Annotated in this window: 21 protein-coding genes and 1 pseudogene; 11 read left to right on the top strand and 11 right to left on the bottom strand. The window is 60.4% G+C overall.

Annotation, left to right across the window (positions count from 1 at the left end; translation table 11 throughout):
• Positions 1 to 15 precede the first annotated feature (15 nt).
• Complete coding sequence (locus CWM57_RS04155) at positions 16 to 1,290, bottom strand: Glu/Leu/Phe/Val family dehydrogenase (RefSeq protein WP_008805096.1); 1,275 nt, start codon at positions 1,288 to 1,290, stop codon at positions 16 to 18.
• Between the two features lie 212 nt (positions 1,291 to 1,502).
• Positions 1,503 to 1,649, bottom strand: a pseudogene (locus tag CWM57_RS27415) (hypothetical protein).
• A 169-nt stretch (positions 1,650 to 1,818) separates the two neighbouring features.
• Between CWM57_RS27415 and CWM57_RS04150 the strand changes: the two are divergent.
• Genes CWM57_RS04150 through CWM57_RS04125 form a run of 6 tightly spaced genes read left to right on the top strand, consistent with a single transcriptional unit; the run spans position 1,819 to position 9,330 of the window.
• Positions 1,819 to 3,024 carry a bifunctional succinylornithine transaminase/acetylornithine transaminase gene (locus CWM57_RS04150; protein WP_012968351.1) on the top strand — a complete coding sequence of 402 codons (1,206 nt, stop codon included), beginning with the start codon at positions 1,819 to 1,821 and terminating at the stop codon, positions 3,022 to 3,024.
• A gap of 18 nt (positions 3,025 to 3,042) precedes the next feature.
• A complete protein-coding gene (astA, locus tag CWM57_RS04145) occupies positions 3,043 to 4,065 on the top strand; it encodes an arginine N-succinyltransferase (RefSeq protein ID WP_162678306.1) in 1,023 nt (340 codons plus the stop codon).
• Positions 4,056 to 5,522 carry a succinylglutamate-semialdehyde dehydrogenase gene (astD, locus tag CWM57_RS04140; RefSeq protein ID WP_100630846.1) on the top strand — a complete coding sequence of 489 codons (1,467 nt, stop codon included), beginning with the start codon at positions 4,056 to 4,058 and terminating at the stop codon, positions 5,520 to 5,522. The genes astA and astD overlap by 10 nt, the downstream gene beginning before the upstream one ends.
• A 21-nt stretch (positions 5,523 to 5,543) precedes the next feature.
• On the top strand, positions 5,544 to 6,884 hold the full coding sequence (gene astB / locus CWM57_RS04135) for an N-succinylarginine dihydrolase (RefSeq protein ID WP_100675660.1): 1,341 nt from the start codon (positions 5,544 to 5,546) through the stop codon (positions 6,882 to 6,884).
• Positions 6,885 to 6,894: 10 nt separating this feature from the next.
• On the top strand, positions 6,895 to 7,890 hold the full coding sequence (gene astE / locus CWM57_RS04130; RefSeq protein WP_100675659.1) for a succinylglutamate desuccinylase: 996 nt from the start codon (positions 6,895 to 6,897) through the stop codon (positions 7,888 to 7,890).
• 9 nt (positions 7,891 to 7,899) lie between these two features.
• Complete coding sequence (locus tag CWM57_RS04125) at positions 7,900 to 9,330, top strand: amino acid permease (protein WP_100675658.1); 1,431 nt, start codon at positions 7,900 to 7,902, stop codon at positions 9,328 to 9,330.
• Between the two features lie 927 nt (positions 9,331 to 10,257).
• Here the strand turns inward: CWM57_RS04125 and CWM57_RS04120 are convergent.
• Positions 10,258 to 11,583 (bottom strand): MFS transporter, encoded by a 1,326-nt coding sequence (locus CWM57_RS04120; RefSeq protein WP_100675657.1) that lies wholly within the window; start codon positions 11,581 to 11,583, stop codon positions 10,258 to 10,260.
• A 381-nt stretch (positions 11,584 to 11,964) separates the two neighbouring features.
• Between CWM57_RS04120 and CWM57_RS04110 the strand changes: the two genes are divergently transcribed.
• Positions 11,965 to 12,765 carry a YdcF family protein gene (locus CWM57_RS04110; RefSeq protein WP_100630841.1) on the top strand — a complete coding sequence of 267 codons (801 nt, stop codon included), beginning with the start codon at positions 11,965 to 11,967 and terminating at the stop codon, positions 12,763 to 12,765.
• A gap of 61 nt (positions 12,766 to 12,826) precedes the next feature.
• On the opposite strand, the gene CWM57_RS27410 is transcribed toward CWM57_RS04110, so the two are convergent.
• Entirely contained in the window at positions 12,827 to 12,964 is a 138-nt protein-coding gene (locus CWM57_RS27410; protein ID WP_165784132.1) for a hypothetical protein, read from the bottom strand.
• Here CWM57_RS27410 and aldA point away from each other — a divergent pair.
• Positions 12,963 to 14,402 (top strand): aldehyde dehydrogenase, encoded by a 1,440-nt coding sequence (gene aldA / locus CWM57_RS04105; RefSeq protein ID WP_100630840.1) that lies wholly within the window; start codon positions 12,963 to 12,965, stop codon positions 14,400 to 14,402. The two genes, CWM57_RS27410 and aldA, sit on opposite strands and share 2 nt — an antisense overlap.
• A 48-nt stretch (positions 14,403 to 14,450) precedes the next feature.
• On the opposite strand, the gene gap is transcribed toward aldA, so the two are convergent.
• Positions 14,451 to 15,449, bottom strand: a complete 999-nt coding sequence (gap, locus tag CWM57_RS04100; protein ID WP_061154755.1) for a type I glyceraldehyde-3-phosphate dehydrogenase — start codon at positions 15,447 to 15,449, stop codon at positions 14,451 to 14,453.
• A gap of 282 nt (positions 15,450 to 15,731) precedes the next feature.
• Here gap and CWM57_RS04095 point away from each other — a divergent pair, with 282 nt between their 5' ends.
• Positions 15,732 to 15,890, top strand: coding sequence for a YqaE/Pmp3 family membrane protein (locus tag CWM57_RS04095; RefSeq protein ID WP_002903230.1), 159 nt, complete (start codon positions 15,732 to 15,734; stop codon positions 15,888 to 15,890).
• Between the two features lie 39 nt (positions 15,891 to 15,929).
• Here the strand turns inward: CWM57_RS04095 and CWM57_RS04090 are convergent, their stop codons facing one another.
• From CWM57_RS04090 to CWM57_RS04075, 4 genes are all read right to left on the bottom strand, one after another.
• The gene (locus tag CWM57_RS04090; RefSeq protein ID WP_016160930.1) at positions 15,930 to 16,322 is read right to left on the bottom strand and encodes a DUF1398 domain-containing protein; all 393 of its coding nucleotides are present in this window, start codon (positions 16,320 to 16,322) and stop codon (positions 15,930 to 15,932) included.
• Between the two features lie 260 nt (positions 16,323 to 16,582).
• Positions 16,583 to 16,816 (bottom strand): sulfurtransferase-like selenium metabolism protein YedF, encoded by a 234-nt coding sequence (gene yedF / locus CWM57_RS04085; RefSeq protein ID WP_002903233.1) that lies wholly within the window; start codon positions 16,814 to 16,816, stop codon positions 16,583 to 16,585.
• Positions 16,813 to 18,024, bottom strand: coding sequence for a selenium metabolism membrane protein YedE/FdhT (gene yedE / locus CWM57_RS04080; protein ID WP_100675656.1), 1,212 nt, complete (start codon positions 18,022 to 18,024; stop codon positions 16,813 to 16,815). The genes yedF and yedE overlap by 4 nt, the downstream gene beginning before the upstream one ends.
• Before the next feature lie 103 nt (positions 18,025 to 18,127).
• Entirely contained in the window at positions 18,128 to 18,481 is a 354-nt protein-coding gene (locus tag CWM57_RS04075) for a DUF1304 domain-containing protein (RefSeq protein WP_100675655.1), read from the bottom strand.
• Positions 18,482 to 18,718: 237 nt separating this feature from the next.
• On the opposite strand from CWM57_RS04075, the gene CWM57_RS04070 reads away from it, so the two are divergent.
• Entirely contained in the window at positions 18,719 to 19,198 is a 480-nt protein-coding gene (locus CWM57_RS04070; RefSeq protein WP_165784151.1) for a hypothetical protein, read from the top strand.
• A 69-nt stretch (positions 19,199 to 19,267) separates the two neighbouring features.
• On the opposite strand, the gene ydfZ is transcribed toward CWM57_RS04070, so the two are convergent.
• Positions 19,268 to 19,471 (bottom strand): putative selenium delivery protein YdfZ, encoded by a 204-nt coding sequence (ydfZ, locus tag CWM57_RS04065; protein ID WP_061154751.1) that lies wholly within the window; start codon positions 19,469 to 19,471, stop codon positions 19,268 to 19,270.
• Positions 19,472 to 19,769: 298 nt separating this feature from the next.
• Between ydfZ and CWM57_RS04055 the strand changes: the two genes are divergently transcribed.
• The gene (locus CWM57_RS04055; RefSeq protein WP_100675653.1) at positions 19,770 to 20,798 is read left to right on the top strand and encodes a CorA family divalent cation transporter; all 1,029 of its coding nucleotides are present in this window, start codon (positions 19,770 to 19,772) and stop codon (positions 20,796 to 20,798) included.
• Between the two features lie 13 nt (positions 20,799 to 20,811).
• On the opposite strand, the gene CWM57_RS04050 is transcribed toward CWM57_RS04055, so the two are convergent.
• The gene (locus tag CWM57_RS04050; RefSeq protein WP_100630836.1) at positions 20,812 to 21,984 is read right to left on the bottom strand and encodes a MalY/PatB family protein; all 1,173 of its coding nucleotides are present in this window, start codon (positions 21,982 to 21,984) and stop codon (positions 20,812 to 20,814) included.
• Positions 21,985 to 21,990: the final 6 nt, after the last annotated feature.

Below are 21,990 nucleotides of genomic sequence, written 5' to 3'. Positions count from 1 at the left end.
ACACCCTGACGGGGATCAGCCCGGGTAGATGCCGCGGTCTTTACGCGCCATCAGGATGCGCTCGCAGGCCACGATATAGGCGGCGGTACGCAGCGTACACGCTTTCTCGGCGGCTTTATCGCAGACGTGAATAATGGCGTCGGTCATGATGCGGTCCATCTTGGCGTTGATCTCTTCTTCGCTCCAGAAGAAGCTGGCCATATCCTGCACCCACTCAAAATAGCTGACGGTCACCCCACCGGCGTTACAGATAACGTCCGGCACTACGATCACGCCGCGCTCGGCCAGCACGTCGTCCGCTTCCGGATAGGTTGGGCCGTTGGCCCCTTCCAGCACCAGTTTGCAGGTCAGCTTCTCCGCGCGCTCGCGGGTGATTTGCCCTTCCAGTGCCGCCGGGATCAGAATGTCCATCGGGGTGGTCCAGAAGGCGTCTTTATCGATCTCCTGGGCGCCAGGGAAACCGGCAATCTGCTTTTTCTCCGCCTGCCAGGCGGTGAGGGCGGCCATATCAATCCCGCCTTCGTTATACAGGGTCGCGGTATGATCCTGAATGACCACCACGCGGGCGCCGACGCCGGCGAACAGGCGGGCTGCTTCGCTACCGACGTTACCAAAGCCCTGCAGCGCGACTTTGGCGCCTTCAATTTCGATACCGGCGCGACGAGCCACTTCCCGGCCGGTGACAAATACGCCACGCCCGGTGGCCTTTTCACGGCCGAGGGAGCCGCCGAGGTGGATCGGTTTGCCGGTGACCACGCCGGTAATGGTGGTGCCATGGTTCATGGAGTAGGTGTCCATCATCCATGCCATCACTTTACCGTTGGTGCCGACGTCCGGCGCCGGAATATCTTTCTGCGGCCCGATAATAATGCCGATTTCGCTGGTGTAGCGGCGGGTCAGACGCTCCAGTTCACCTTCTGACAGTGAGAAGGGGTCGACGCGAATGCCGCCTTTGGCCCCGCCGTAAGGAATATTGACCGCGGCGCACTTAATGGTCATCCAGGCAGAAAGTGCCATGACTTCGTTAAGATCGACATCCGGATGGTAGCGAACACCACCTTTACCCGGTCCACGCGACAGATTGTGCTGAACGCGATAGCCCTCGAAGTGGCGGATGGTGCCGTCGTCCATTTGCACAGGAATGTCGACGATCAGCGCACGCTTCGGATGGCGCAGGGTTTCCACCCAGTAGGCAAGATCGCCGAGATAAGGCGCGACACGGTCGATCTGGCGCAGGTAGGTGGTCCATGGAGATGTACTACTTTCAGATGCGTAAGATAACTTTTCCATAAGAGTCCTGTTTCTCAGTGTTATTTATGTCGTGTAAAACCGTGGAATAGCTACAGCAGTAAACTCTGTGCAATGAATGGTATCACCAATTTTATAAAGCGGTATTTGACGGCAATTCCGATTTTTAAATTTTTGTTAGATTTTTTATTTTTTAAGTGAATAACTACGCACGCCAACCACCTACAAGCTGTGCATTTTAATTCACTTTTTATTCACTTAAGTGCATAGAAAAATATTTTTTCTATGTTTTTCATTATCTTGATGATCTTCAAAAAGTGAATAAATTGCTTCCACCCGTATTGACAATCTTATTGTTCACAGGCCAGCATTAGCCCACACAACAACATGACGTTAACCATGAATTAACAAATATCCGCAAAATAAATAGGGCTTATTTTTCCTGTGGTGAATATTTTTGCCATCACAGCGGGCGCGCTCGTGTCCAAAATAAGCCGAGGGTCAGGGTTAATGTCGATTGTCCAACGCGGCGGGAGCGTTTTCCGTCGTCTTACGTTCCGGAGATGAATGATGTCAGGCACTATGACTCGCGAAGATTTTGACGCTTACCTGGTTCCCTGTTTTGCCCCCGCGCCGTTTATTCCGGTCAGGGCGGCGGGTTCCCGCGTCTGGGACCAGCAGGGGAAAGAGTATATCGATATGGCGGGCGGCATTGCGGTGAATGCCTTAGGCCATGCCCATCCGGCGCTGGCTCAGGCCCTGCAGGATCAACTGGCGAAACTGTGGCATATCGGCAATGGCTATACCAACGAGCCGGTGCTGCAGCTGGCGAAAACCCTCGTGCAGTCGACCTTTGCCGATAAGGTGTTTTTCTGCAACTCCGGCGCCGAAGCCAACGAGGCCGCTCTCAAACTGGCGCGGAAATACGCTCACGATAAGTTTGGTGGTGAAAAAAGCGAAATCATCGCCTTCAACCATGCCTTCCATGGCCGGACGCTGTTCACCGTCTCCGTCGGCGGCCAGCCGAAATATTCCAGCGATTATGCTCCGCTGCCGCAGGGCATTACCCATCTGCCCTATAACGACATCGAGGCGGTCACCGCGGCCATCTCTTCGCGCACCTGTGCGGTGATCGTCGAGCCGATCATCGGCGAAGGCGGCGTGATACCCGCTGACCCGGCGTTCCTCCAGGCGCTGCGCACCCTCTGCGATCGCCATCACGCGACCCTGATATTCGATGAGGTGCAGACCGGGGCGGGCCGTACCGGCCATCTCTACGCCTACCAGCACTACAACGTCGTCCCGGACATCCTCACCAGCGCCAAAGGGCTGGGGGGCGGCTTCCCAATCGGCGCGATGCTGGCGAAAGAGGCCTGGGCGCAGGTCTTCCAGCCCGGCACCCATGGCACCACCTTCGGCGGCAACCCGCTGGCGGCGACCGTCGCTAACGCCGTGCTGGCCCATCTCGATGCGCCGCTGCTGGCGGGCGTTGGCGAGCGCCATGCGCTGATTGTTGACCAGTTGAATGCGATCTCTGCCCGTTACGATGCGTTCAGCGCCGTGCGCGGCACCGGTCTGCTGATCGGCGCTGAGCTGGCGGGGCCGCTGCGCGGCAAGGCCAAAACGTTGACCAACCTGGCGGCGGAAGAGGGGCTGATCGCCCTGATTGCCGGCCCGGACGTGCTGCGCTTCGCGCCGGCGCTCAATATCCCGCTGGCGGATATTGCGGAAGCCTTCGTGCGCCTTGATCGCGCCGTTGCTCGCTTAACCCGCTAACCGGGAGGACGGCCTGTGATGCTATTTCGTCCCGTACGGGAAAACGATCTCGACGACATCGTCCGCCTTGCCGCGCGGGCGGGAGTCGGCATGACCTCCTTACCGCATGATGCCGGGCGCCTGGCGGCCCGTATCCAGCGCAGTATCGAGACCTTCGCCGGCGAACTGCCGCGCGGCCAGCAGGGTTTCCTGTTTGTGCTGGAAGACACCGCGCTGGCGCGGGTGGTGGGGGTGAGCGCCATTGAGGTCGCGGTGGGCCTTGACGAGCCGTTTTACAATTTTCGCATTCAGAAAACGGTTCGCGCCTCGAAAGCGCTGGGAGTCTATAAGCCTCAGGAGCTGCTGAATCTCAGCTATGACCACACCGGGCACAGCGAGCTGTGTACGCTGTTTCTCGACCCGGCCTATCAGCGCAACCGCAATGGTCTGCTGCTCTCCAAGGCGCGCTTTTTATTTATCGCCGCCTTTCGCGAGTGGTTTTCCCCGCACCTGTTTGCCGAACTGCGCGGCTGCAGCGATGAGCAGGGGCAGTCGCCGTTCTGGGATGCGCTGGGCCATCACTTCTTCGACATCCCGTTTGCCGATGCCGACCGGCTGACCGGCACCGGCATGAAAACCTTTATTGCCGAACTGATGCCGGCTTACCCGATCTATATCTCACTGCTGCCGGAAGCGGCCCGCGAGGTCATCGGTCAGGTGCATCCCAATACCGCCCCGGCGCGGGCGATCCTCGAGAAAGAGGGATTCAGCTGGCGCGGCTCGGTGGATATTTTCGATGCCGGTCCGGTGCTGGAGGCGAACACCGATCAGATCCGCGCCGTGCGCGACAGCCAGTGCCTGCCGGCCCAGCAGCTGATGGGCGCCCTGCCGGCGCCGACGCTCGTCGCCAACGGTCAGTTCGACAATTTCCGGGCGCTGCTGGTGGCCCACGAAGAGCAGGTCTCACTGGATGCCGCCGCGCTGGACGCGCTGCAGGTCAGTGAAACCGACCGCGTTTATACGGTAACCCTGAATCCAGAGGAAAACAGATCATGGCGGTAAAAGCACAGTTTATAGCCGGGCAGTGGCAGGCGGGCAGCGGCGCAACGATGAGCAAACTGGCCCCGGAGGATCAGTCGCTGCTGTGGCAGGCGGCCAGCGCGGGTGCCGACGACGTCCAGACGGCCTGCGCCGCGGCGCGCGCGGCGTTTTACCCCTGGTCGCACCGGCCGCTGGCCGAGCGTATTGCCGTGGTGGAGCGTTTTGCCGCGCTGCTGGAGACGCATAAAGAGGCGCTGGCGACTCTGATTTCCCGGGAGACCAGCAAGCCGCTGTGGGAGACCCGCACCGAAGTGCAGGCGATGATCGGCAAGGCCGCGATCTCCATCGAGGCCTATCACCAGCGGACGGGCTTTCACGAGTCGACGCTGCCGGACGGAAAAGCACAGCTGCGCCACAAACCGCACGGTGTGATGGCGGTCTTTGGTCCCTACAACTTCCCGGGCCACCTGCCCAACGGGCATATCATTCCGGCGCTGATCGCCGGGAACACCATCGTGTTTAAACCCAGCGAGCTGACGCCGGCCACCGCCGAAATGACGGTCCAGCTGTGGCAGCAGGCGGGCGTCCCCGCCGGGGTGATTAATCTGCTGCAGGGCGGAAAAACCACTGGCCAGGCGCTGCTGGAAAATCGTGATATCGACGGCGTGCTGTTCACCGGCAGCGCGGCGGCGGGTTTCCACTTCCATCGCTATTTCGGCGGCCAGCCGGAGAAGATGCTGGCGCTGGAGATGGGCGGCAACAACGCGCTGATCGTCGCCGACGTGGCCGATGTCGATGCGGCGCTGCATGTGATTATCCAGTCGGCGTTTATCTCCGCCGGACAGCGCTGCACCTGCGCGCGCCGGCTGATCGTTCCGCGTGGCGAGCAGGGGGATGCGCTGCTGCAGCGGCTGGTCGCGGCCAGCGCGCAGATCCGCGCCGGCAAATGGGATGACCAGCCGGCGCCGTTTATGGGCGGGGTGATTTCTCTCGACGCCGCGCAGAACATGCTGGCGGCGCAGCAAAAACTAGAGGGGCTCGGCGGCAAGGTGCTGCTGCGCATGCGCCAGCCCGACCCACGTTCCACGGTACTGACGCCGGGGATCGTTGATGTCACCGGTATCGACGTGCCGGATGAAGAGTACTTTGGCCCGCTGCTGACGGTTATCCGTTATGACGGCTTCCCGGAGGCCATCCGCCTCGCCAACCAGACCCGCTATGGCCTGGCCGTCGGGCTGATCTCCAGCGATGCGGCGCAGTTTGACCAGCTGGCGGACGAGGCGCGGGCCGGGATCGTCAACTGGAACAAGCCGCTGACCGGCGCCTCCAGTAAAGCGCCGTTTGGCGGGGTGGGTGCCTCCGGCAACCATCGCGCGGCAGCGTGGTACGCCGCCGATTACTGTGCCTGGCCGATGGCCTCTCTGGTCAGCGATACGCTGACGCTTCCGGCGACGGTATCGCCGGGCCTGCCATTCTGATAACGGATCCTGTGAGGACATATGTCTGGTTTTGAAGCAAACTTTGATGGCCTGGTCGGCCCGACGCACCACTACGCCGGACTCTCCGTCGGCAATGAAGCCTCGCAAAATAACCGCGATGGTCTCTCTAACCCTAAAAAGGCGGCGCTGCAGGGGCTGTATAAAATGAAAGCCCTTGCCGATCGCGGGTTCGTGCAGGGCATTCTGCCGCCACAGCCGCGGCCGAATCTGCGTCTGCTACGCGAACTGGGTTTCCAGGGCAGCGATGAGCAGGTTATCCAGCAGGCGGCCCACGCGGCGCCGCAGTTGCTCTCCGCCTTCAGCTCCGCCTCGTCGATGTGGACCGCCAACGCGGCGACCGTCTCACCGTCGGCGGACAGCGCCGATGGCAAAGTTCATTTCACCGTCGCCAACCTGAACAATAAGCTGCACCGTATGCAGGAGGCGCCCACCACCTCGGCGATCCTGGGCGCCACGTTCGCCGATCCGCGCTACTTCGCCCACCATGCGGCGCTGCCGCAGCATGGCGACCTCGGCGATGAAGGGGCGGCCAACCATAACCGCTTCTGCCGGGAGTATGCCCGGCAGGGGGTGCAGTTTTTTGTCTACGGTCGACGCGCCAGCGGTGGGATCGCCCCGGTGAAGTATCCGGCGCGGCAGACCCTCGAGGCCAGCGAAGCAGTGGCTCGCTTGCATCAGTTGGATCCGCGCTACACGGTGTTTGCCCAGCAGGCGCCACAGGCTATCGATCGCGGCGTGTTTCATAACGACGTCATTGCGGTCAGCAATCGCCATGTGCTGTTTCACCATCAGCAGGCGTTTGTCGATCAGGCGACGGTGCTGGCGACGCTGCGGGCTAAAAGCGACAGTCTGGATATCCCCTTCACCAGCGTGGAAGTGCCGGACGAGCGGGTGTCGCTCGATGACGCCGTGGCCTCGTACCTGTTCAACAGCCAGCTGCTGAGCAAACCTGACGGCAAGATGCTGATCGTGGTCCCGGAGGAGTGCCGCCAGCGGGAAAACGTCTGGCGCTATCTGAGCGACCTGGCCGCCGACAGCGCATCGCCGATCGATGAAGTGGCGGTCTTTGATCTGCGGGAAAGCATGCGCAACGGCGGCGGCCCGGCCTGTCTGCGGCTGCGGGTGGTGCTCAACGAGGCTGAACGCCAGGCGGTCAACGCGCATAGCCTGATGAACGACGAGCGTTATCAGCAGCTGACGGCATGGGTGGAAAAACATTATCGCGATCGGCTGCACGCCCGCGATCTGGCGGACCCGCAGCTGCTGCGCGAGGTTTATCAGGCGCTGGATGAGCTGACGCAGATCCTGCGCCTGGGCGCGGTCTATGATTTTCAGCGTTAAGGAGCGGCAGATGGAGCACCTGGTTAACGATTTACTGCACTGCCGCCTGCAGGAGTGGACCTTCCCGGCGGATATCGAGGCCCGCTGGCTGGGCGAGGGGATCCTGCAGTTGCTGCCGACGTCGCCGTGGCGCCAGGCGACGATCCTCTCCGCGGGCGTGCATGGCAATGAGACCGCGCCGACGGAGCTGCTGCTGCAGCTGACCCACGATCTGAGCCAGGGGCGGCAGCCGCTCACTCAGGCGCTGCTGATCGTCTTTGGTAACCTGCCGGCGATCCGCGCCGCGCGCCGCTATCTGCACAACGACCTGAATCGCCTGTTCGGCGGCCGCCATCTGGCGGTCACCCCGGGTAATGAGTCGCGGCGGGCTTTTGCGCTGGAGCAGGCGGTGCAGGCCTTCTATCGCGCCGCCGATGCGGCGGGTCCGGTCAACCGTAGCCATCTCGATATGCACACCGCTATTCGCGGGTCGCTGTATCGCCAGTTTGCGCTGCTCCCGGCCCACGCGGGGGATTTTTCGTCCGGCTTCTATCAGCTGTTGCAGGCCAGCGGGATGGACGCCATCGTGCGCCATACCGAAGCGGGCGGCACTTTCACCCATTTCACCTGCGAAAAGTTTGCCGCGCAAAGCGCCACCCTGGAGCTGGGGAAAGTGATGCCGTTCGGCGCCAACGATCTCAGCCTGTTCGCCGCCACCGACGCGGCGATCCGGGCCTGGATTTCTGACGCGCCGCTGCCGCCGCGCGACAAAGCGCCGGTGGACTACTTCCTGGTCGAGGAGAGCATCATCAAGCGCGAGGGGGAATTTACGCTTAACCTCGCGGCCAACGTTGAGAACTTCACCGCGCTCCCGGCGGGATACGAAATCGCTCGCCAGGCGGAGACACGGTGGGTGGTGCAGGCCCGGGCCCCCTATATCCTCTTTCCCAACGCCGGGGTTGCCACCGGTCAGCGCGCCGGGCTGCTGCTGCGCGCTGCGGCTCTTCGCCTCCCACAACCAGCCTGAGGAAACACCATGACTGAACATCAACATCAGGCGTCACCTGCCGCCGGAGGTGAGGACGCGTCACAGCTTAAACGCGGGCTCGGCGCCCGCCACATTCAAATGATTGCCCTCGGGGGCGCTATCGGCACCGGGCTGTTTATGGGGGCGGGGCGCAACATCGCCGTCGCCGGCACCTCGATTCTGGTGATCTATGTGCTGGTCGGGTTCTTTACCTATATGGTGATGCGGGCGATGGGCGAGCTGCTGCTCACCCGCCATGACTACCGCTCGTTTGCCGACTTTGTCGGCGAGTATCTTGGGCCGCAGGCGAGCTTTTACCTCGGCTGGACCTACTGGCTAAGCTGGGTGGTGACCTGTATCGCCGACGTGGTGGTCTGCGGGAGCTATATGCAGTACTGGTTCCCGGAACTGTCGGCATGGATGCCGGCCCTCAGCATGCTGGCGATCCTGTTCCTGCTTAACCTGCTGTCGGTGAAAATGTTTGGCGAGGCGGAGTTCTGGTTCGCCCTGATCAAGGTGATCACCATTATCGCCCTGATCTGCACTGGCGGCTGGATGATTGCCACCGGCTGGACTTCCCCGGACGGCGTGACGGCTTCTCTCAGCCATCTTACCGACCCGACGGCCTTTATGCCTCACGGTATCACCGGTTTTTTCGCCGGCTTCCAGATAGCGATCTTCTCCTTTACCGGCATTGAGCTGCTGGGCACCATGACGGCGGAGACCCGCGATCCGCAGCGCATTTTGCCCAAGGCGATCAATGCTCTGCCGCTGCGGATTATCATCTTCTATCTGCTGTCGATGGTGGTGATTATCGCCGTCGCCTCCTGGCCGGGGGTGTCGGCGGAGACCAGTCCGTTCGTGACGCTGTTTGCCAAAGCTGGGCTACCTGCCGCCGCGGCGGTGATTAACTTCGTGGCGCTGACCTCGGCGATGTCCTCGGCCAACAGCGGCGTCTTCTCCAGCACCCGCATGTTGTACGGCCTGTCGGTGGAGAAGCACGCGCACTGGCAGTTTCGCATCCTGTCGCGCAATACCCGCATCCCGGTGCGTAGCCTGCTGTTCTCCTGCTTCTGCATGCTGATCGGCACGCTGCTGCTGTTCCTGGTGCCGAATGTGATGACCCTGTTCACCATCGTCTCGACCCTGGCGGCGATTATGGTGGTGTTCAGCTGGGGGATGATCCTCGTGGCTTATCTGGTCTATCGCCGTCAGCGTCCGGACCTGCACGCCGGGTCGAACTTTAAGATGCCTGCCGGGGTGGTGATGAGCTGGGTGAGCCTGCTGTTCTTCACCTTCGCCATCTTCATCATGATCTTTGACCCGGACACGCTGCTGGCGCTGTTGGCTTCTCCGCTGTGGTTTATCGCGCTGTGGGGCTTCTGGAAGCTGAAGCAGCGGCGCGAGGGGCAGCTGACGCTGGACAACCAGAGCGCCTGACACTCGCCGACCAACCTGGCCGGCTAAGCAGGAGGTGAAGACTGGACGTCTGTTTGTGCCCGGTGGCGGCTGACGCCTTACCGGGCCTACATGCTTACGGACCTGGGATGAGCGGTTTCCCCTGCGGCGTGATCCCCCCTGTAGGCCCGCGCAAGCGCAGCGCCGCCGGGCGGGATAGTCGGCTCCGCAGCGGCTTTACTGCCCGGTAGCGGCTGGCGCCTTACCGGGCCTACTGTCTTACCGGACCTGGGATGAGCGGTTTCCCCCGCGGTGTGATCTCCCTCTGTAGGCCCGCGCAAGCGCAGCGCCGCCGGGCAGAATAGTCGGCTCCGCAGCGGCTTTACTGCCCGGTGGCGGCGGGTGCCTTACCGGGCCTACATGCTTACCGGACCTGGGATGAGCGGTTTCCCCCGCGGCGTGATCCCCCTCTGTAGGCCCGCGCAAGCGCAGCGCCGACGGGCGGGATACTCGGCTCCGTAGCGGCTTTACTGCCCGGTGGCGGCTGGCGTCTTACCGGGCCTACATGCTTACCGGACCTGGGATGAGCGGTTTCTCCCGCGGTGTGATCCCCCCCAGGCCCGCGCAAGCGCAGCGCCGCCTGGCAGGATAGTCGGCTCCGTAGCGGCTTTTCTGCCCGGTGGCGGCTGGCGCCTTACCGGGCCTACTGTCTTACTGAGCCTGGGATGAGCGGTTTCCCCCGCGGCGTGATCCCCCCGTAGGCCCGCGCAAGCGCAGCGCCGACGGGCGGGATACTCAGCTCCGTAGCGGCTTTACTGCCCGGTGGCGGCTGGCGCCTTACCGGGCCTATATGCTTACCGGGCCTGGGATGAGCGGTTTCCCCTGCGGCGCGATCTCCCTGTAGGCCCGCGCAAGCGTAGCGCCGCCGGGCGGGATACTCGGCGCCGTAGTAGCCCGGGCGGGCGGCGGTTAGACGCTTTGCGCGCGGGAAGGGGCCGCACCGGGCGCGGACTTCATCCGGCTGGCGCAGAAAATTGCCAGCAGCGAAATCACCACCGTAACGCCCAGATAAACGGCCACCGGCCGCCAGTCCCCGTCATATTTCGCCAGCAGACCGGTGGCGATAAGCGGCGCGGTGCCCCCGGCCAGCGCGGCACCCAACTGGTAGCCGAGGGTGATCCCGGTATAGCGCACATTGGCGCTGAAAATCTCAGAGCACAAGGTGCCGAGTACCGCAGTTACCGGCGCCCACAGGATGCCGAAGGCCACGACCGTCGCCAGCATGATGCCCCAGCTGGTGCCGGTGTCGAGCAGCAGGAACCACGGGACGATAAACAGCCCCAGCAGCACCACGCTTAGGGTGTACATTTTTTGCCGACCCACCTTGTCTGACAGCAGCCCCATCAGCGGGATCATCACGGTGGCCACCAGCGCGCCCAGGGTCACGGATTCCAGCGCCTGCGACTTCTGGTAGCTCAGGGTGGTGGTGGCATAGCTGACCACAAAGGTGGAGAAGATATAGAATGGGGCGGTCTCCACCACTTTCAGACCGGCGGCAATCAGCACTTCCCGCCAGTGGTGCTTGAGCGTTTCGCGCAGCGGGGCCTTCGCCACCTGGCCGGATTTTTTCACCTGCTTAAAGGCGGGCGTTTCGTCGATATCTTTGCGGATCCACAGGCCGAGAAAAACGAGAACGGAGCTGAGCAGGAACGGTATGCGCCAGCCCCAGGCGAGAAACTGTGCCTCGTCAAACAGGGTCATCAGCGAGACGATAAACGTCGCCATCAGCATGCCGATGGTCACGCCGGCCTGGGGAATGCTGCCGAAAAAGCCTTTCCGCTTTTCCGGCGCGTATTCGTAGGCCAGCAGCAGCGCACCGCCCCATTCACCGCCGATACCCATGCCCTGAATAATGCGCAGGGTAATCAGCAGGGCGGGCGCCCAGAGGCCCACCATCTCATAGGTGGGAAGCAGGCCGATCGCCACCGTGGCGCTGCCCATCAGCGACAGGGTCAGCACCAGCGTCTTCTTGCGGCCGATGCGATCGCCGATATGAGCGAAAATGACGCCGCCGATGGGGCGGATAAAAAACGTCAGCGAGAAGGAGAGCCAGGAGAGGATCAGGCCGATGACCGGGTCGACCATCGGAAAGAAGATTTTGTTGAACACCAGCGCGGCGGCGGTGCCATAGAGAAAATAATCGAACCATTCGATGGCGCTGCCTGTCAGGCTCGCTATCAGGACCTTCTTGTTTTTCTGCAGAATGGATGCAGTGTTGTCTTGTGGATTGCTCATTACGAAACGTTCTCCCGCCACGGTAAATAGGTCAGGTGTCACTCTGTGTAAGCAGGGTGCAACCTGGTGTGAAAAAGGTTGTGTAATTGTTAAGCAAATTAGGGTTGAAGGTTACAATTGGCAAGTTCATCGCTGGCAAACTGGGCGACATGGCGAGGTTTGGTGTGGTGTAACCGCGACGCTATTTTTTATTTTCCACCTGATTTTGCTGTTTTTTGTTATTTTCATAGTGAGTTGTTCAGGTGCAACCCGCCTGTTTTTAGATGTTTCTTGTTATTTCAAAATGGTTACAAATCGACGCCGCTTTGCGTCCCGCGAGGCGGCGTTTATGATGGCGAATGCATCCTCTCCGATCGGCTGAGAGGGGATTAAGGAGACAGAATGGCAGAACAATTTCCCCCGTTGTCGGCGGCGACGCTGGCGGCGGCTAACCAGGTCGGCGCCTGGCTGGCGCAGGACGATCTGGCGACGCTGCCCGCGCTGCCGCAGGTGGACGTGGTGGTGCTGGCCGGCAACGCCGTGATCCCGACCATCGACGCCGCCTGCCGGCTGGCGGCGGCGCAGGAGGTCCCGCTGCTGATCAGCGGCGGCGTGGGGCATTCTACGGGCTTTCTCTACGAGGCGGTGCGTCAGGACAGCCGCTACCGTACGTTGCCGGTGGAGGGGCGTCCGGAAGCGCATATTCTGGCCGATATTGCTCATGACTACTGGCACATTCCGCGCTCGCGGCTGGTCGTGGAGGACCAGTCGACCAACTGCGGCGAGAACGCCCGTTTTACCCGTACAACGCTGGAGAGCCGGGGGATCCTGCATCGTCGCGGGATCGTCATTCAGGACCCCACCATGCAGCGGCGAACCATGGCTACCTTCGCCCGCGTCTGGCAGGGGGCGACGACGCCGCCACAGTGGCTGAGCTTTCCCGGCTGCTCGCCGGTGCTGGAGCAGACCGATGGCCAGCTGAGGTTCGCGGGCGGCGGGGCGGGGCTGTGGCCGGTCACTCGCTACCTGGCGCTGCTGCTGGGCGAGCTGCCGCGCCTGCAGGATACGCCTGAAGGATACGGTCCGCGCGGGAAAGACTTCATTAGCCACGTCACCTTCCCGCCTGAGGTCCTCGATGCCTGGCGACAGCTGCGGGAGGACGCCCAGCTTGCCGGGGCGCTGCAGGCCCGCACCCTCGGCTAAAAACTGCCCGTTTGCGGCAAATTTGTCGCAAACGGGCAGTTTGTGTTATTGAAATGTAACCTCAATCGGGCATTTTTGGCCCGGTTTTATGAATCAGCTCACAGAACTGCGCCAACGTGCTGCGAAGCCACGGCTTATCCGCCCGATATTTAACAAAAAAATTACTTGTTAAATACAAACGCACTACAGGAGCAGCCATGACAGCACCCGTTCAACACCAAATGTATATTGATGGCCAGTTCGTTTCCGGTCGCGGCGACGGCTGGATCGACGTGCTTAACCCGACGACCGAAGCGCTGCTGTCGCGGATCCCGGACGGGACTGCTGAAGAGGCGCGGCTGGCGATTGACGCGGCTGAGCGCGCCCAGCCCGCCTGGGAAGCACTGCCGGCCATTGAGCGCGCGGGCTGGCTGCGCAAGATTGCCGCGGGTATCCGCCAGCGTGCTGAAGAGATTGCCGGGCTGATCGTGGCTGAAGGCGGCAAGATCCAGCAGCTGGCGGCGGTGGAAGTCGCATTCACCGCGGACTATCTCGACTATATGGCGGAATGGGCGCGCCGTTACGAAGGCGAGATCGTGCAGAGCGATCACCCGGGAGAGAGTATCCTCGTCTTTAAACGCGCGCTGGGGGTGACCACCGGGATCCTGCCGTGGAACTTCCCGTTCTTTCTTATCGCCCGCAAGCTGGCGCCGGCGCTGATCACCGGGAATACCATCGTCATTAAGCCCAGCGAATTTACGCCCAATAATGCCATCGCCTTTGCCGAGATTGTCCATCAGGTAGGGTTGCCGAAAGGGGTCTTTAACCTGGTGCTCGGCCGCGGGGAAACCGTTGGTCAGGAGCTGGCCGGCAATCCGAAGGTGGCGATGGTCAGCATGACCGGTAGCGTGGCGGCAGGAGAGAAAATCATGGCCGCTGCGGCGAAAAATATCACCAAAGTGTGCCTCGAGCTCGGCGGCAAAGCGCCTGCCATTGTGATGGACGATGCGGATCTGGAGCTGGCGGTGAAAGCGGTAGTGGACTCACGGGTGATTAACACCGGACAGGTGTGTAACTGCGTCGAGCGGGTCTATGTTCAGCAGGGCATTTACGACCGCTTCGTCAACCGCCTCGGCGAGGCGATGAAGGCCGTGCAGTTTGGCGACCCGGCGGCGCGCGATGACATCGCGATGGGGCCGCTGATCAACGCCGCGGCGCGGGATCAGGTGGCGGGCAAAGTGGCGAAGGCGGTGGCGCAGGGGGCACGGGTGGCGCTGGGCGGCCAGCCGCTGGAGGGCAAAGGCTATTTTTATCCGCCGACCCTGCTGCTGGATGTGCGTCAGGAGATGGACATTATCCACGAGGAAACCTTCGGGCCGGTGCTGCCGGTGGTCGCGTTTTCGACCCTCGATGAGGCGCTGGCGATGGCCAATGACAGCGACTATGGCCTGACCTCCTCGATCTATACCCGCGATCTGAACGTGGCGATGAAGGCGATTAAGGGACTGAAGTTCGGCGAAACCTATATCAACCGGGAAAACTTTGAGGCGATGCAGGGTTTCCACGCCGGCTGGCGCAAATCGGGGATCGGCGGCGCTGATGGCCGCCACGGGCTGAATGAGTACCTGCAGACCCAAGTGGTCTATCTGCAGGCCTGAGGCACTCAACACAGAACCGGCGGACAGCTCAGGCTGCCCGCCGTTCGCTTAGCGGGCAAATTTCTCCAGCACGCGGATCAGTTGGGTGACGAAGCCGTATTCGTTATCGTACCAGGCGACGGTTTTCACCAGCTGTACGCCGCCAGCTTCCACAATCTCCAGCTGAGTGGCATCGTAGATCGAGCCGAAATGGCTGCCGATAATATCCGAAGAGACAATCTCTTCTTCGGTGTAGCCGAAGGATTCATTGCCCTCGGCCGCCTGCTTCATCGCCTGATTGATTTCCTCAACGCTGACCTTTTTCTCCAGCACCGACACCAGTTCCGTCACCGAGCCGGTTTTGGTCGGTACGCGCTGGGCATGGCCCTTCAGTTTACCGCTCAGGGCGGGGATCACCAGACCAATGGCTTTGGCTGCGCCAGTGGTGTGCGGGATGACGTTTTCTGCCGCCGCTCTGGAGGCGCGCAGATCTTTGCCGCGCGGCCCGTCCACCAGCGACTGGGTGCCGGTATAAGCATGGATGGTGGTCATGGTGCCCACGGTGATGCCGAAGGCATCCTGCAGCACTTTGGCCATCGGCGCCAGGCAGTTGGTGGTGCAGGAAGCCACGGAGATGATGGTATCTTCCGGGGTCAGGGTGTCATCATTGACGTTGTAGACGATGGTTTTCATCTCGCCAGCGGGGGCAGAAATCAGCACTTTGCGCGCGCCAGCCTGGAGATGGGCTTGCGATTTCTCTGCCGAGGTGTAGAACCCGGTACACTCCACAATCACCTCGGCGCCTGCCGCCTGCCACGGAATATGCTGCGCCTCTTTTTCGGCATACACCGTAATGGTTTTGCCGTTGACGATCAGCGCATCTTCCGTAAAGTCGACGCTCCACGGGAAGGGGCCGTAGTTTGAATCATGCTTTAACAGGTAGGCCAGCACCTTTGGCGAGGTGAGGTCGTTGATAGCCACCACTTCCAGGCTGCTGTCGACTTCTAATAAACGGCGTAACACCAAACGTCCGATACGACCAAATCCATTAATCCCAAGTTTACTCATGGACATTCTCCGGTTGGTAAAACGACTCGATGTGATAAAACTCCTCCAGGCTTAGTCCTGTCCCCCTGATTGGTCAACTGACAATCTGTGCGGTATGCCAGCGCTTCCGGCCCGGAGAGGGAAAAAGTGAATGTTTTCCCGGCCTTTTTTAGCGCTGACAGCAGGGAATAATTTTTGTTACCGGAGATGAGGTTGCCGCCTGCTGGCGAAGCGGTGAAAAGTGGCTATGCTTAACTATTGAATAGCTTAGTAAAATATTGACGTTAGACGAAGGGAGAGGTTATGGGATTCTGGAGAATCGTTTTCACTATCATTCTGCCGCCGCTGGGCGTATTGCTGGGTAAAGGCTTCGGCTGGGCGTTTATTCTCAACATTATTCTGACCCTGCTGGGCTATATTCCTGGCCTGATCCACGCCTTCTGGGTACAGACCCGCGACTGAGGGCCGAGCAGATAACCACGTCTCCCCCCTGTGACCCGCTCAGGGGGGCATCAGGTTCTCTTTATACAGCAGCGTATTATCCTTCGACCAGTAGTGCCGGGTCTCCTCTTCCAGATCAACGATCCACTTAAACACGCCGGCGCTGGCGAGATCCTTGCAGTACTGTTCAAAGTTGATGGCGCCGGCAAAATGGCGGATGACCGCGGCCGAGGTCAGCCGATGGCTGGGGGCGCTGCGCACGCGTAGCAGGCCGCGGGCGCTTTTTATCGAAATCACCTCGTCGTTTGCCATCACGAAATTCATATTGCCGGTGGAGACAAAATAGATGTAGTAGGAGACCTGATGCCGGCGGAGTTCACTGGCGAAGGTGGTAAAATCGGCATCCGCGCGAACCTGTTCGAAAAAGTGACCCAGCCTTGCCAGCAGTTCCATTTCAATCCTTGTTGTGTTGTTGCTGCGCATGGTTTCGGCGTCTGTCGGCATAAACCATTCACACGTTTACTTATTCGTATTTTAATAATATAGGCGCGTTATATTAATGGTTATTATGTAACTGGAACACCGTTTCAAGTGTTACAAGCTATTGCAAAGGTTCGCAGGGGATCCTCGAGGCAGGCAGAGGGTGTGATAAGACGGGAAGGGGCGAAATTATCGCCGGCGATGATCGTCGCCGGCGGGGCCATGAGCCGCGGCTATTTCTGGATCAGATAGCGAATGGTTGGGCCATCCTGCTGAATATCCAGCACCGTATAGCCATGGTTCCTGGCATCGAGTGGAATGTTATTGATCGACTGCGGACAGTCGCTGACCACTTCCAGGATCTCGCCTTTTTGCAGGGAGGGCATTGCCTCCAGCGTGGCCACGGCCGGATAGGGACAGGGTTCGCCGACCATATCCAGGCGATAATCAGGGATGATGTTTTTCATGCGCTCTCCTTCACGGTCCGGACCGCCGTCGACTGGCGGCGGAAAAAATGTCTTTCCCAGGCGATCACCAGCAGCAGGGCGATCAGCAGCAGCAGATAGGTCGCCAGCAGCCCGCCGAAGGGGCCGAAGGCTTTCAGCAGGTTGATTTTCTGCCAGTGGGTGGCGAGCGGAGCGGCGATATCGTCCCAGCACCAGGCGAGCAGCGTTGAGCCAATGACATTGCCCAGCCCAACCCACCAGTAGTGAACCTGGCCCTCCACCGCTCGGTACATCCAGCCGGTTTCACAGCCGCCGGCCAGCACGATGCCAAAGCCAAACAGCAGCCCGCCAATCGCCGCGTTGGGACCGGCCCACATAATTTTGGGCGCCATCCCCAATTGCACATAGCTGAAGATACCGATGGCGCTCGCCGCCATGCCGAAGATAATCGCCTTTGCCATCACCGTCCGGCCGGTGATCCACATATCGCGAAAGGCGGAGGTAAAGCAGATCTGCGCGCGCTCGATAAGCAGACCGAAGCCGATGCCGAACAGCATCGCCAGGCCGAGCGCCGGGTGGTCTGCGGCGGTGAGCAGGCCCCAGCCGATCATAGCGAAAAAGACCACCATGCCCAGCCGGAAACGGCGACGCGCCTGCTGCGGTTTTTGGGTTAACGGCGAGGCGGCGGACACCTTTTGCATTTTTACCGGGATGCGAAAAAGGGGCAGCAGCGTGAAGCGGGCGCCAAACCAGGAGCCGATGGCGGTGGCGATGGCAAACAGCCAGGCGTGCAGGGAGAACTGCGGAATGCCGGTGAAAAAGGCCGCCAGGTTGCAGCCCATCGCCAGCCGCGCGCCGAACCCGGCGATGATGCCGCCTGCCACGGCCTGCACAATGCGGATCCGGCTGCGTGGAAAGCGCAGTTTGACGTTATTGGCCCACAGCGCGGCGGCCAGGCAGCCGCCGAACATGCCGATGATCATCCTGCCATCGATGCGGGTCAGCGGCGTCCCTTCGAGATGAATCAGCTGGTAATAGCCCCACTGTTCGCTGTGGACGCCCAGCAACTGCAGCAGCTGACCGCCCCAGCGGGTGAATTCGCCGGTCACCGCCCAGAAGGTGCCGGTGATGCCAAAATAGTAGGTGGAGAGGATGCCCGCGGCGATGACCGCCGGGACAGGGGACCAGAACCGGATAAGCCAGGCCTGTTTGAAGGATTGCCATGTCATAAAAATGCCTCTGAACTCAGAAGGTATTAAAGGTCGATGACCGACCGAAGGGGGCAAATAATACCCGCCTCAGCGCCTGCTTTCTCTGTTTTGGATCAAGCCCCTACGCTTGCGCCAGCATGGCAAGCAGCGCCAGCAGTGCGGGCAGCGCCTGAATATAAAGAATTTTGCGGCTGGCGGTCAGCGCGCCGAAAATCCCGGCGGCCAGCACGCAGGCCAGGAAAAAGATAACCACCTGCACCCCCGACGCCCCCAGCCACAGCCCCCACGCCAGGCCGGCGGCCAGAAAACCGTTATACAATCCCTGGTTGGCCGCCAGCACCCGGGTCTCCCGGGCGAAATCGGCGCTGAGGTTAAAGGCCCGGCGCCCGGCGGGGGCCTCCCAGAAAAATATCTCCAGCACCAGGATGGCGAGATGAATAATAGCGACCAGCGCAACGAGGAAAGTGGTTAACACAGCGGTCCTTAATCAATAAGAGGAATGTGTCTGCAGTATAGCTGCAAGCGCTAACGAAGCGGGAGCGTCGCTGCTATAGTGCAGATAGGGTCATGTTTTCTGCCGCGACCAGCGTCGGTTTATCCGATTGCCCTTTGGTTTAGCTTGGCGGTGCTAGTATGCCGGGTTCTTTTTTTCGGGTGTGGTGTAGGTTACTGAATGTTAAATAAATTATGGATTTTGTTATCAGGGCTACTGATGGTTGCCATGCCGTCGGCGCAGGCCGGGGAATTAAACCTCTATTCGATGAATACCGGCTCCTATGTTTATCATATGACCGGTAACCACGGACAATATAACGAACATTTCAATAACAACTTTTTCTCGGTGGAGCGCAAGTTTTCTCAGGATTCAAAATACAGCGTGCTGGTCGGAACGATGAAAAACAGCTTTGACGATCGCTGCCTGACCCTCGGCGTGCGCCGCGACTGGCTGAAAAACGATACCGGCTGGGTGCTGAAAGGGGTGTATGCCTATACCGGGGAATTTTTCTTTGATGCCTTCAGCCACTGTGGGGATTCCGGCACCTACCGCACCGCCAAAAAAATGACCGGCGTCGGTTTTTCGCCCTACATCTATCATGGTCTGCAATATAACTTCACCGATTATTTCGGTGTGGAAGGCGGCATTATTGTGCCGGCGATCTTTGTGATGAGTATTCAGTGGAGCTTTCGCTAGACGCTTTATTAGTCGGGAAAAGAGCAGGCCACCTCAGGTGGCCTGATACTGATGACCTGGCGGCAGGAATTAATGGAAGCCGAGACGGATCAGATCTAACGGGCAAAAGCGGCCCTCGCAGCCGTCGATTTCAACGCAGTCCGCCCGGCGAAGCTGCTCGGCGGTTTTCCCTTCACCATGGATAGCTTTAATCACGCCTGTCGTGCCGTTACCGGCGATCATTACCCTGCTGCCGGTAGCAATAGCGTTACGATTACGGTCATAGGTTTTCATGGTCTCCTCCTCAATAAACCAGTGTAAGCAATGATTAAGCGGCTTAATTAATACGCTTTTTTCCTAAAAAAGTTTTGAGGATAATCAAATTTATTTTAATAACCCCGGAGCGAAAAGGGCCAGAAGCCCCCGCCATTCGCGCCGATCGTATCGCCTGCGTGGCGCGCGACACTGACGGCAATATGTCATTCAGGTTACTGTTTTATGACCAGATTATTAACCTTGCCAGCCCGCGGAAAATAGCGAAAGATGGCGCTATTCGGGCATCAACAGTGCCAGTGCGTGTCCTGAGGGAGCCATGAGTCAAGACGTCACCGCGAAGATGTTAAAGCCCGATTTTGATAGTGAAGTTTCCGGTCTGGTGCATGGTTATCTGTTTCATGAACAGCGCCCCCCGCAGCCCATCGCCTCTGGCGAGGTGTGCGCCCGCTATCAGGCGCTCGCCGATGACAAGGCGTTTATCTGGTTACATCTGAATCTTAATCATGCCACCGCCGAGAAATGGTTAACCAGCCACTTTCCGGTGGCGGACTTTTTCTTCGAGGAGATCCGCAGCGGCTCGCACACCACCCGCATTGAGCGACAGGGGGAGAATCTGTTCGCTGTGCTCAACGATGTGCTGTTTCGGCCGCAGGATACCAGCGCGGAAACCGCCACGCTGTGGCTCTACTGTAGCCCTAAGCTGGTGGTGACGGCGCGCTTCAAACCGTTACGGTTTATCGAATGGATGCTGCCGCGTCTGCAGACGCTCAGGGTGAATTCCTCTACCGAGCTGCTGGCTTTTCTGCTGGAGGAGCAGGAGGAGGTGCTGGAGCAGGTCGTCCGCCAGGCCAGCCGCCATGTCGACCTTATCGAAGAGCGTCTCCTGAGCAATCATGTGCAGCGCAACCGGGCCGATCTGGCGCGGCTGCGGCGGATGCTTTTACGCTTTCAGCGGCTGCTGGCGCCGGAGCCGGCAGCGATGTTCCGTCTGCTTAACCGGCCGCCGGCGTGGATGGATCGTGCAGTGGTGCAGGCGTTTCGTCAGTTCACCGAAGAGTTTAGCGTGGTGCTCAATGACCTGTCCGGCCTGATCGAGCGCATTAGTCTGCTGCAGGAGGAGATTGGCGCCCGCCAGCTGGAGCAGAGCAACCGCACCCTCTACACCCTGACGGTGATCACGGTCCTCGCACTGCCGATTAACATCGTCGCCGGTTTCTTCGGCATGAACGTCGGTGGGATCCCGCTGGCGAGTAACCACCACGGGTTTATCCTGCTGGTGGTGATAGTCGCCATCTTTACCCTCGGCGCCGGCTACCTGGCATTCCGCCGGCGCGATGACCTGTAGATTGCGCGTCGAATCAGCTGAGGCTGCGCAGGGCGGCAATCAGTCCTTCGACACCGCGTTCCAGCTTCTCGCGCGGGCAGCCGACGTTGAGCCGCAGAAAGCCGTTGCCCTCAGGACCATAGGTATAACCCGGCATAATCGCCACCTTCTGTTCGGCGATCAGCGCCTGCTGTAGCGCGTGGTCGTCGATGTTCAGGGGGCGCAGGTCGATCCACGCCAGGTAGGTGGCCTCCGGCGGCTGCCAGCAGAGTGCGGGGAAGGCATTGTTAAGCGTGTCGGCGACATAGCGCATATTCGCCTGCAGATAGTCACGCAAGGCGTCGAGCCAGGGAGCCCCGTCGCGATAGGCGGCGATATGGGCGACCAGCGCTGGCACTGAGGGAGAAGAGAGCCCGTCGCGGGCCTTCAGCGCCTGCAGGTAGCTGTCGCGCGCGTTCGCCTCGGGGATAAAGCCATAGGCCCCGGTAAAGGCCGGAATATTAAAGCTCTTTGAACCGGAGGTGAACAGCGCCCACGGTCCCTGAGCGACCTCGCTCCACGGGATATGGCAGTGTTCGCCCCAGGTCATGTCCATATGAATTTCGTCGCTAATCACCCTGACGCCATGTTTTTGACACAGGGCCGCCATGGTCTCCAGCTCCTCGCGACGCCAGACTTTCCCCGTGGGGTTGTGCGGGCTGCACAGCAGCAGCAGGGTATTCTTCGGTTCCGCCAGCACGGCTTCCAGGCGGGCCATATCGCAGTGCCACTGGTTATCCGTCAGGGTCAATGGCACCGGGGCAATCTCCCGGCGGTTAGCGGTGATGGTCTTATAGAACGCATCGTAGGCGGGAGTATGGACGACGACGCCGTCGCCTTCGCTTGACCACTGGCGGATGGTTTCCGCCACCATGTAGATAACCGATGGCCCGTAGACCACCGTTTGCGGATCGATGACGCTGTTAAACCGGCTGGCGTACCAGTGAGCAATCGCCCCGAGAAACGCCTCGTTCTGCCAGCGGCTGTAGCCGAATACCCCGTGGGCCAGCCGCTGGCTGACGGCGTCGAGAATGCAGGGCGCAGTGGCGAAATCCATATCGGAGATGGTGAACGGCAGCAGGTCGGCGGCGCCAAACCGGTCGGCGACATAGTCCCACTGTGTGCACCAGGTACCGTGGCGGTCGATGGGGGTGGCAAAATCAAACATCGGAAC

This window comes from Klebsiella sp. G-Nf4 (genome assembly GCF_002810615.1).
Lineage (GTDB): Bacteria > Pseudomonadota > Gammaproteobacteria > Enterobacterales > Enterobacteriaceae > Klebsiella > Klebsiella variicola.
The sequence above is the reverse complement of the archived record's forward strand: the minus strand, read 5'-3'. Positions and strand labels throughout refer to the sequence as shown.

Bases quoted from the DNA above. Each gene is read 5' to 3' on its own strand.
- CWM57_RS04155 (WP_008805096.1), bottom strand. From the start codon at position 1,290: ATGGAAAAGTTATCTTACGCATCTGAAAGTAGTACATCTCCATGGACC.
- CWM57_RS04150 (WP_012968351.1), top strand. From the start codon at position 1,819: ATGTCAGGCACTATGACTCGCGAAGATTTTGACGCTTACCTGGTTCCC.
- astA (WP_162678306.1), top strand. From the start codon at position 3,043: ATGCTATTTCGTCCCGTACGGGAAAACGATCTCGACGACATCGTCCGC.
- astD (WP_100630846.1), top strand. From the start codon at position 4,056: ATGGCGGTAAAAGCACAGTTTATAGCCGGGCAGTGGCAGGCGGGCAGC.
- astB (WP_100675660.1), top strand. From the start codon at position 5,544: ATGTCTGGTTTTGAAGCAAACTTTGATGGCCTGGTCGGCCCGACGCAC.
- astE (WP_100675659.1), top strand. From the start codon at position 6,895: ATGGAGCACCTGGTTAACGATTTACTGCACTGCCGCCTGCAGGAGTGG.
- CWM57_RS04125 (WP_100675658.1), top strand. From the start codon at position 7,900: ATGACTGAACATCAACATCAGGCGTCACCTGCCGCCGGAGGTGAGGAC.
- CWM57_RS04120 (WP_100675657.1), bottom strand. From the start codon at position 11,583: ATGAGCAATCCACAAGACAACACTGCATCCATTCTGCAGAAAAACAAG.
- CWM57_RS04110 (WP_100630841.1), top strand. From the start codon at position 11,965: ATGGCAGAACAATTTCCCCCGTTGTCGGCGGCGACGCTGGCGGCGGCT.
- aldA (WP_100630840.1), top strand. From the start codon at position 12,963: ATGACAGCACCCGTTCAACACCAAATGTATATTGATGGCCAGTTCGTT.
- CWM57_RS27410 (WP_165784132.1), bottom strand. From the start codon at position 12,964: ATGGCTGCTCCTGTAGTGCGTTTGTATTTAACAAGTAATTTTTTTGTT.
- gap (WP_061154755.1), bottom strand. From the start codon at position 15,449: ATGAGTAAACTTGGGATTAATGGATTTGGTCGTATCGGACGTTTGGTG.
- CWM57_RS04095 (WP_002903230.1), top strand. From the start codon at position 15,732: ATGGGATTCTGGAGAATCGTTTTCACTATCATTCTGCCGCCGCTGGGC.
- CWM57_RS04090 (WP_016160930.1), bottom strand. From the start codon at position 16,322: ATGGAACTGCTGGCAAGGCTGGGTCACTTTTTCGAACAGGTTCGCGCG.
- yedF (WP_002903233.1), bottom strand. From the start codon at position 16,816: ATGAAAAACATCATCCCTGATTATCGCCTGGATATGGTCGGCGAACCC.
- yedE (WP_100675656.1), bottom strand. From the start codon at position 18,024: ATGACATGGCAATCCTTCAAACAGGCCTGGCTTATCCGGTTCTGGTCC.
- CWM57_RS04070 (WP_165784151.1), top strand. From the start codon at position 18,719: ATGGTTGCCATGCCGTCGGCGCAGGCCGGGGAATTAAACCTCTATTCG.
- ydfZ (WP_061154751.1), bottom strand. From the start codon at position 19,471: ATGAAAACCTATGACCGTAATCGTAACGCTATTGCTACCGGCAGCAGG.
- CWM57_RS04055 (WP_100675653.1), top strand. From the start codon at position 19,770: ATGAGTCAAGACGTCACCGCGAAGATGTTAAAGCCCGATTTTGATAGT.
- CWM57_RS04050 (WP_100630836.1), bottom strand. From the start codon at position 21,984: ATGTTTGATTTTGCCACCCCCATCGACCGCCACGGTACCTGGTGCACA.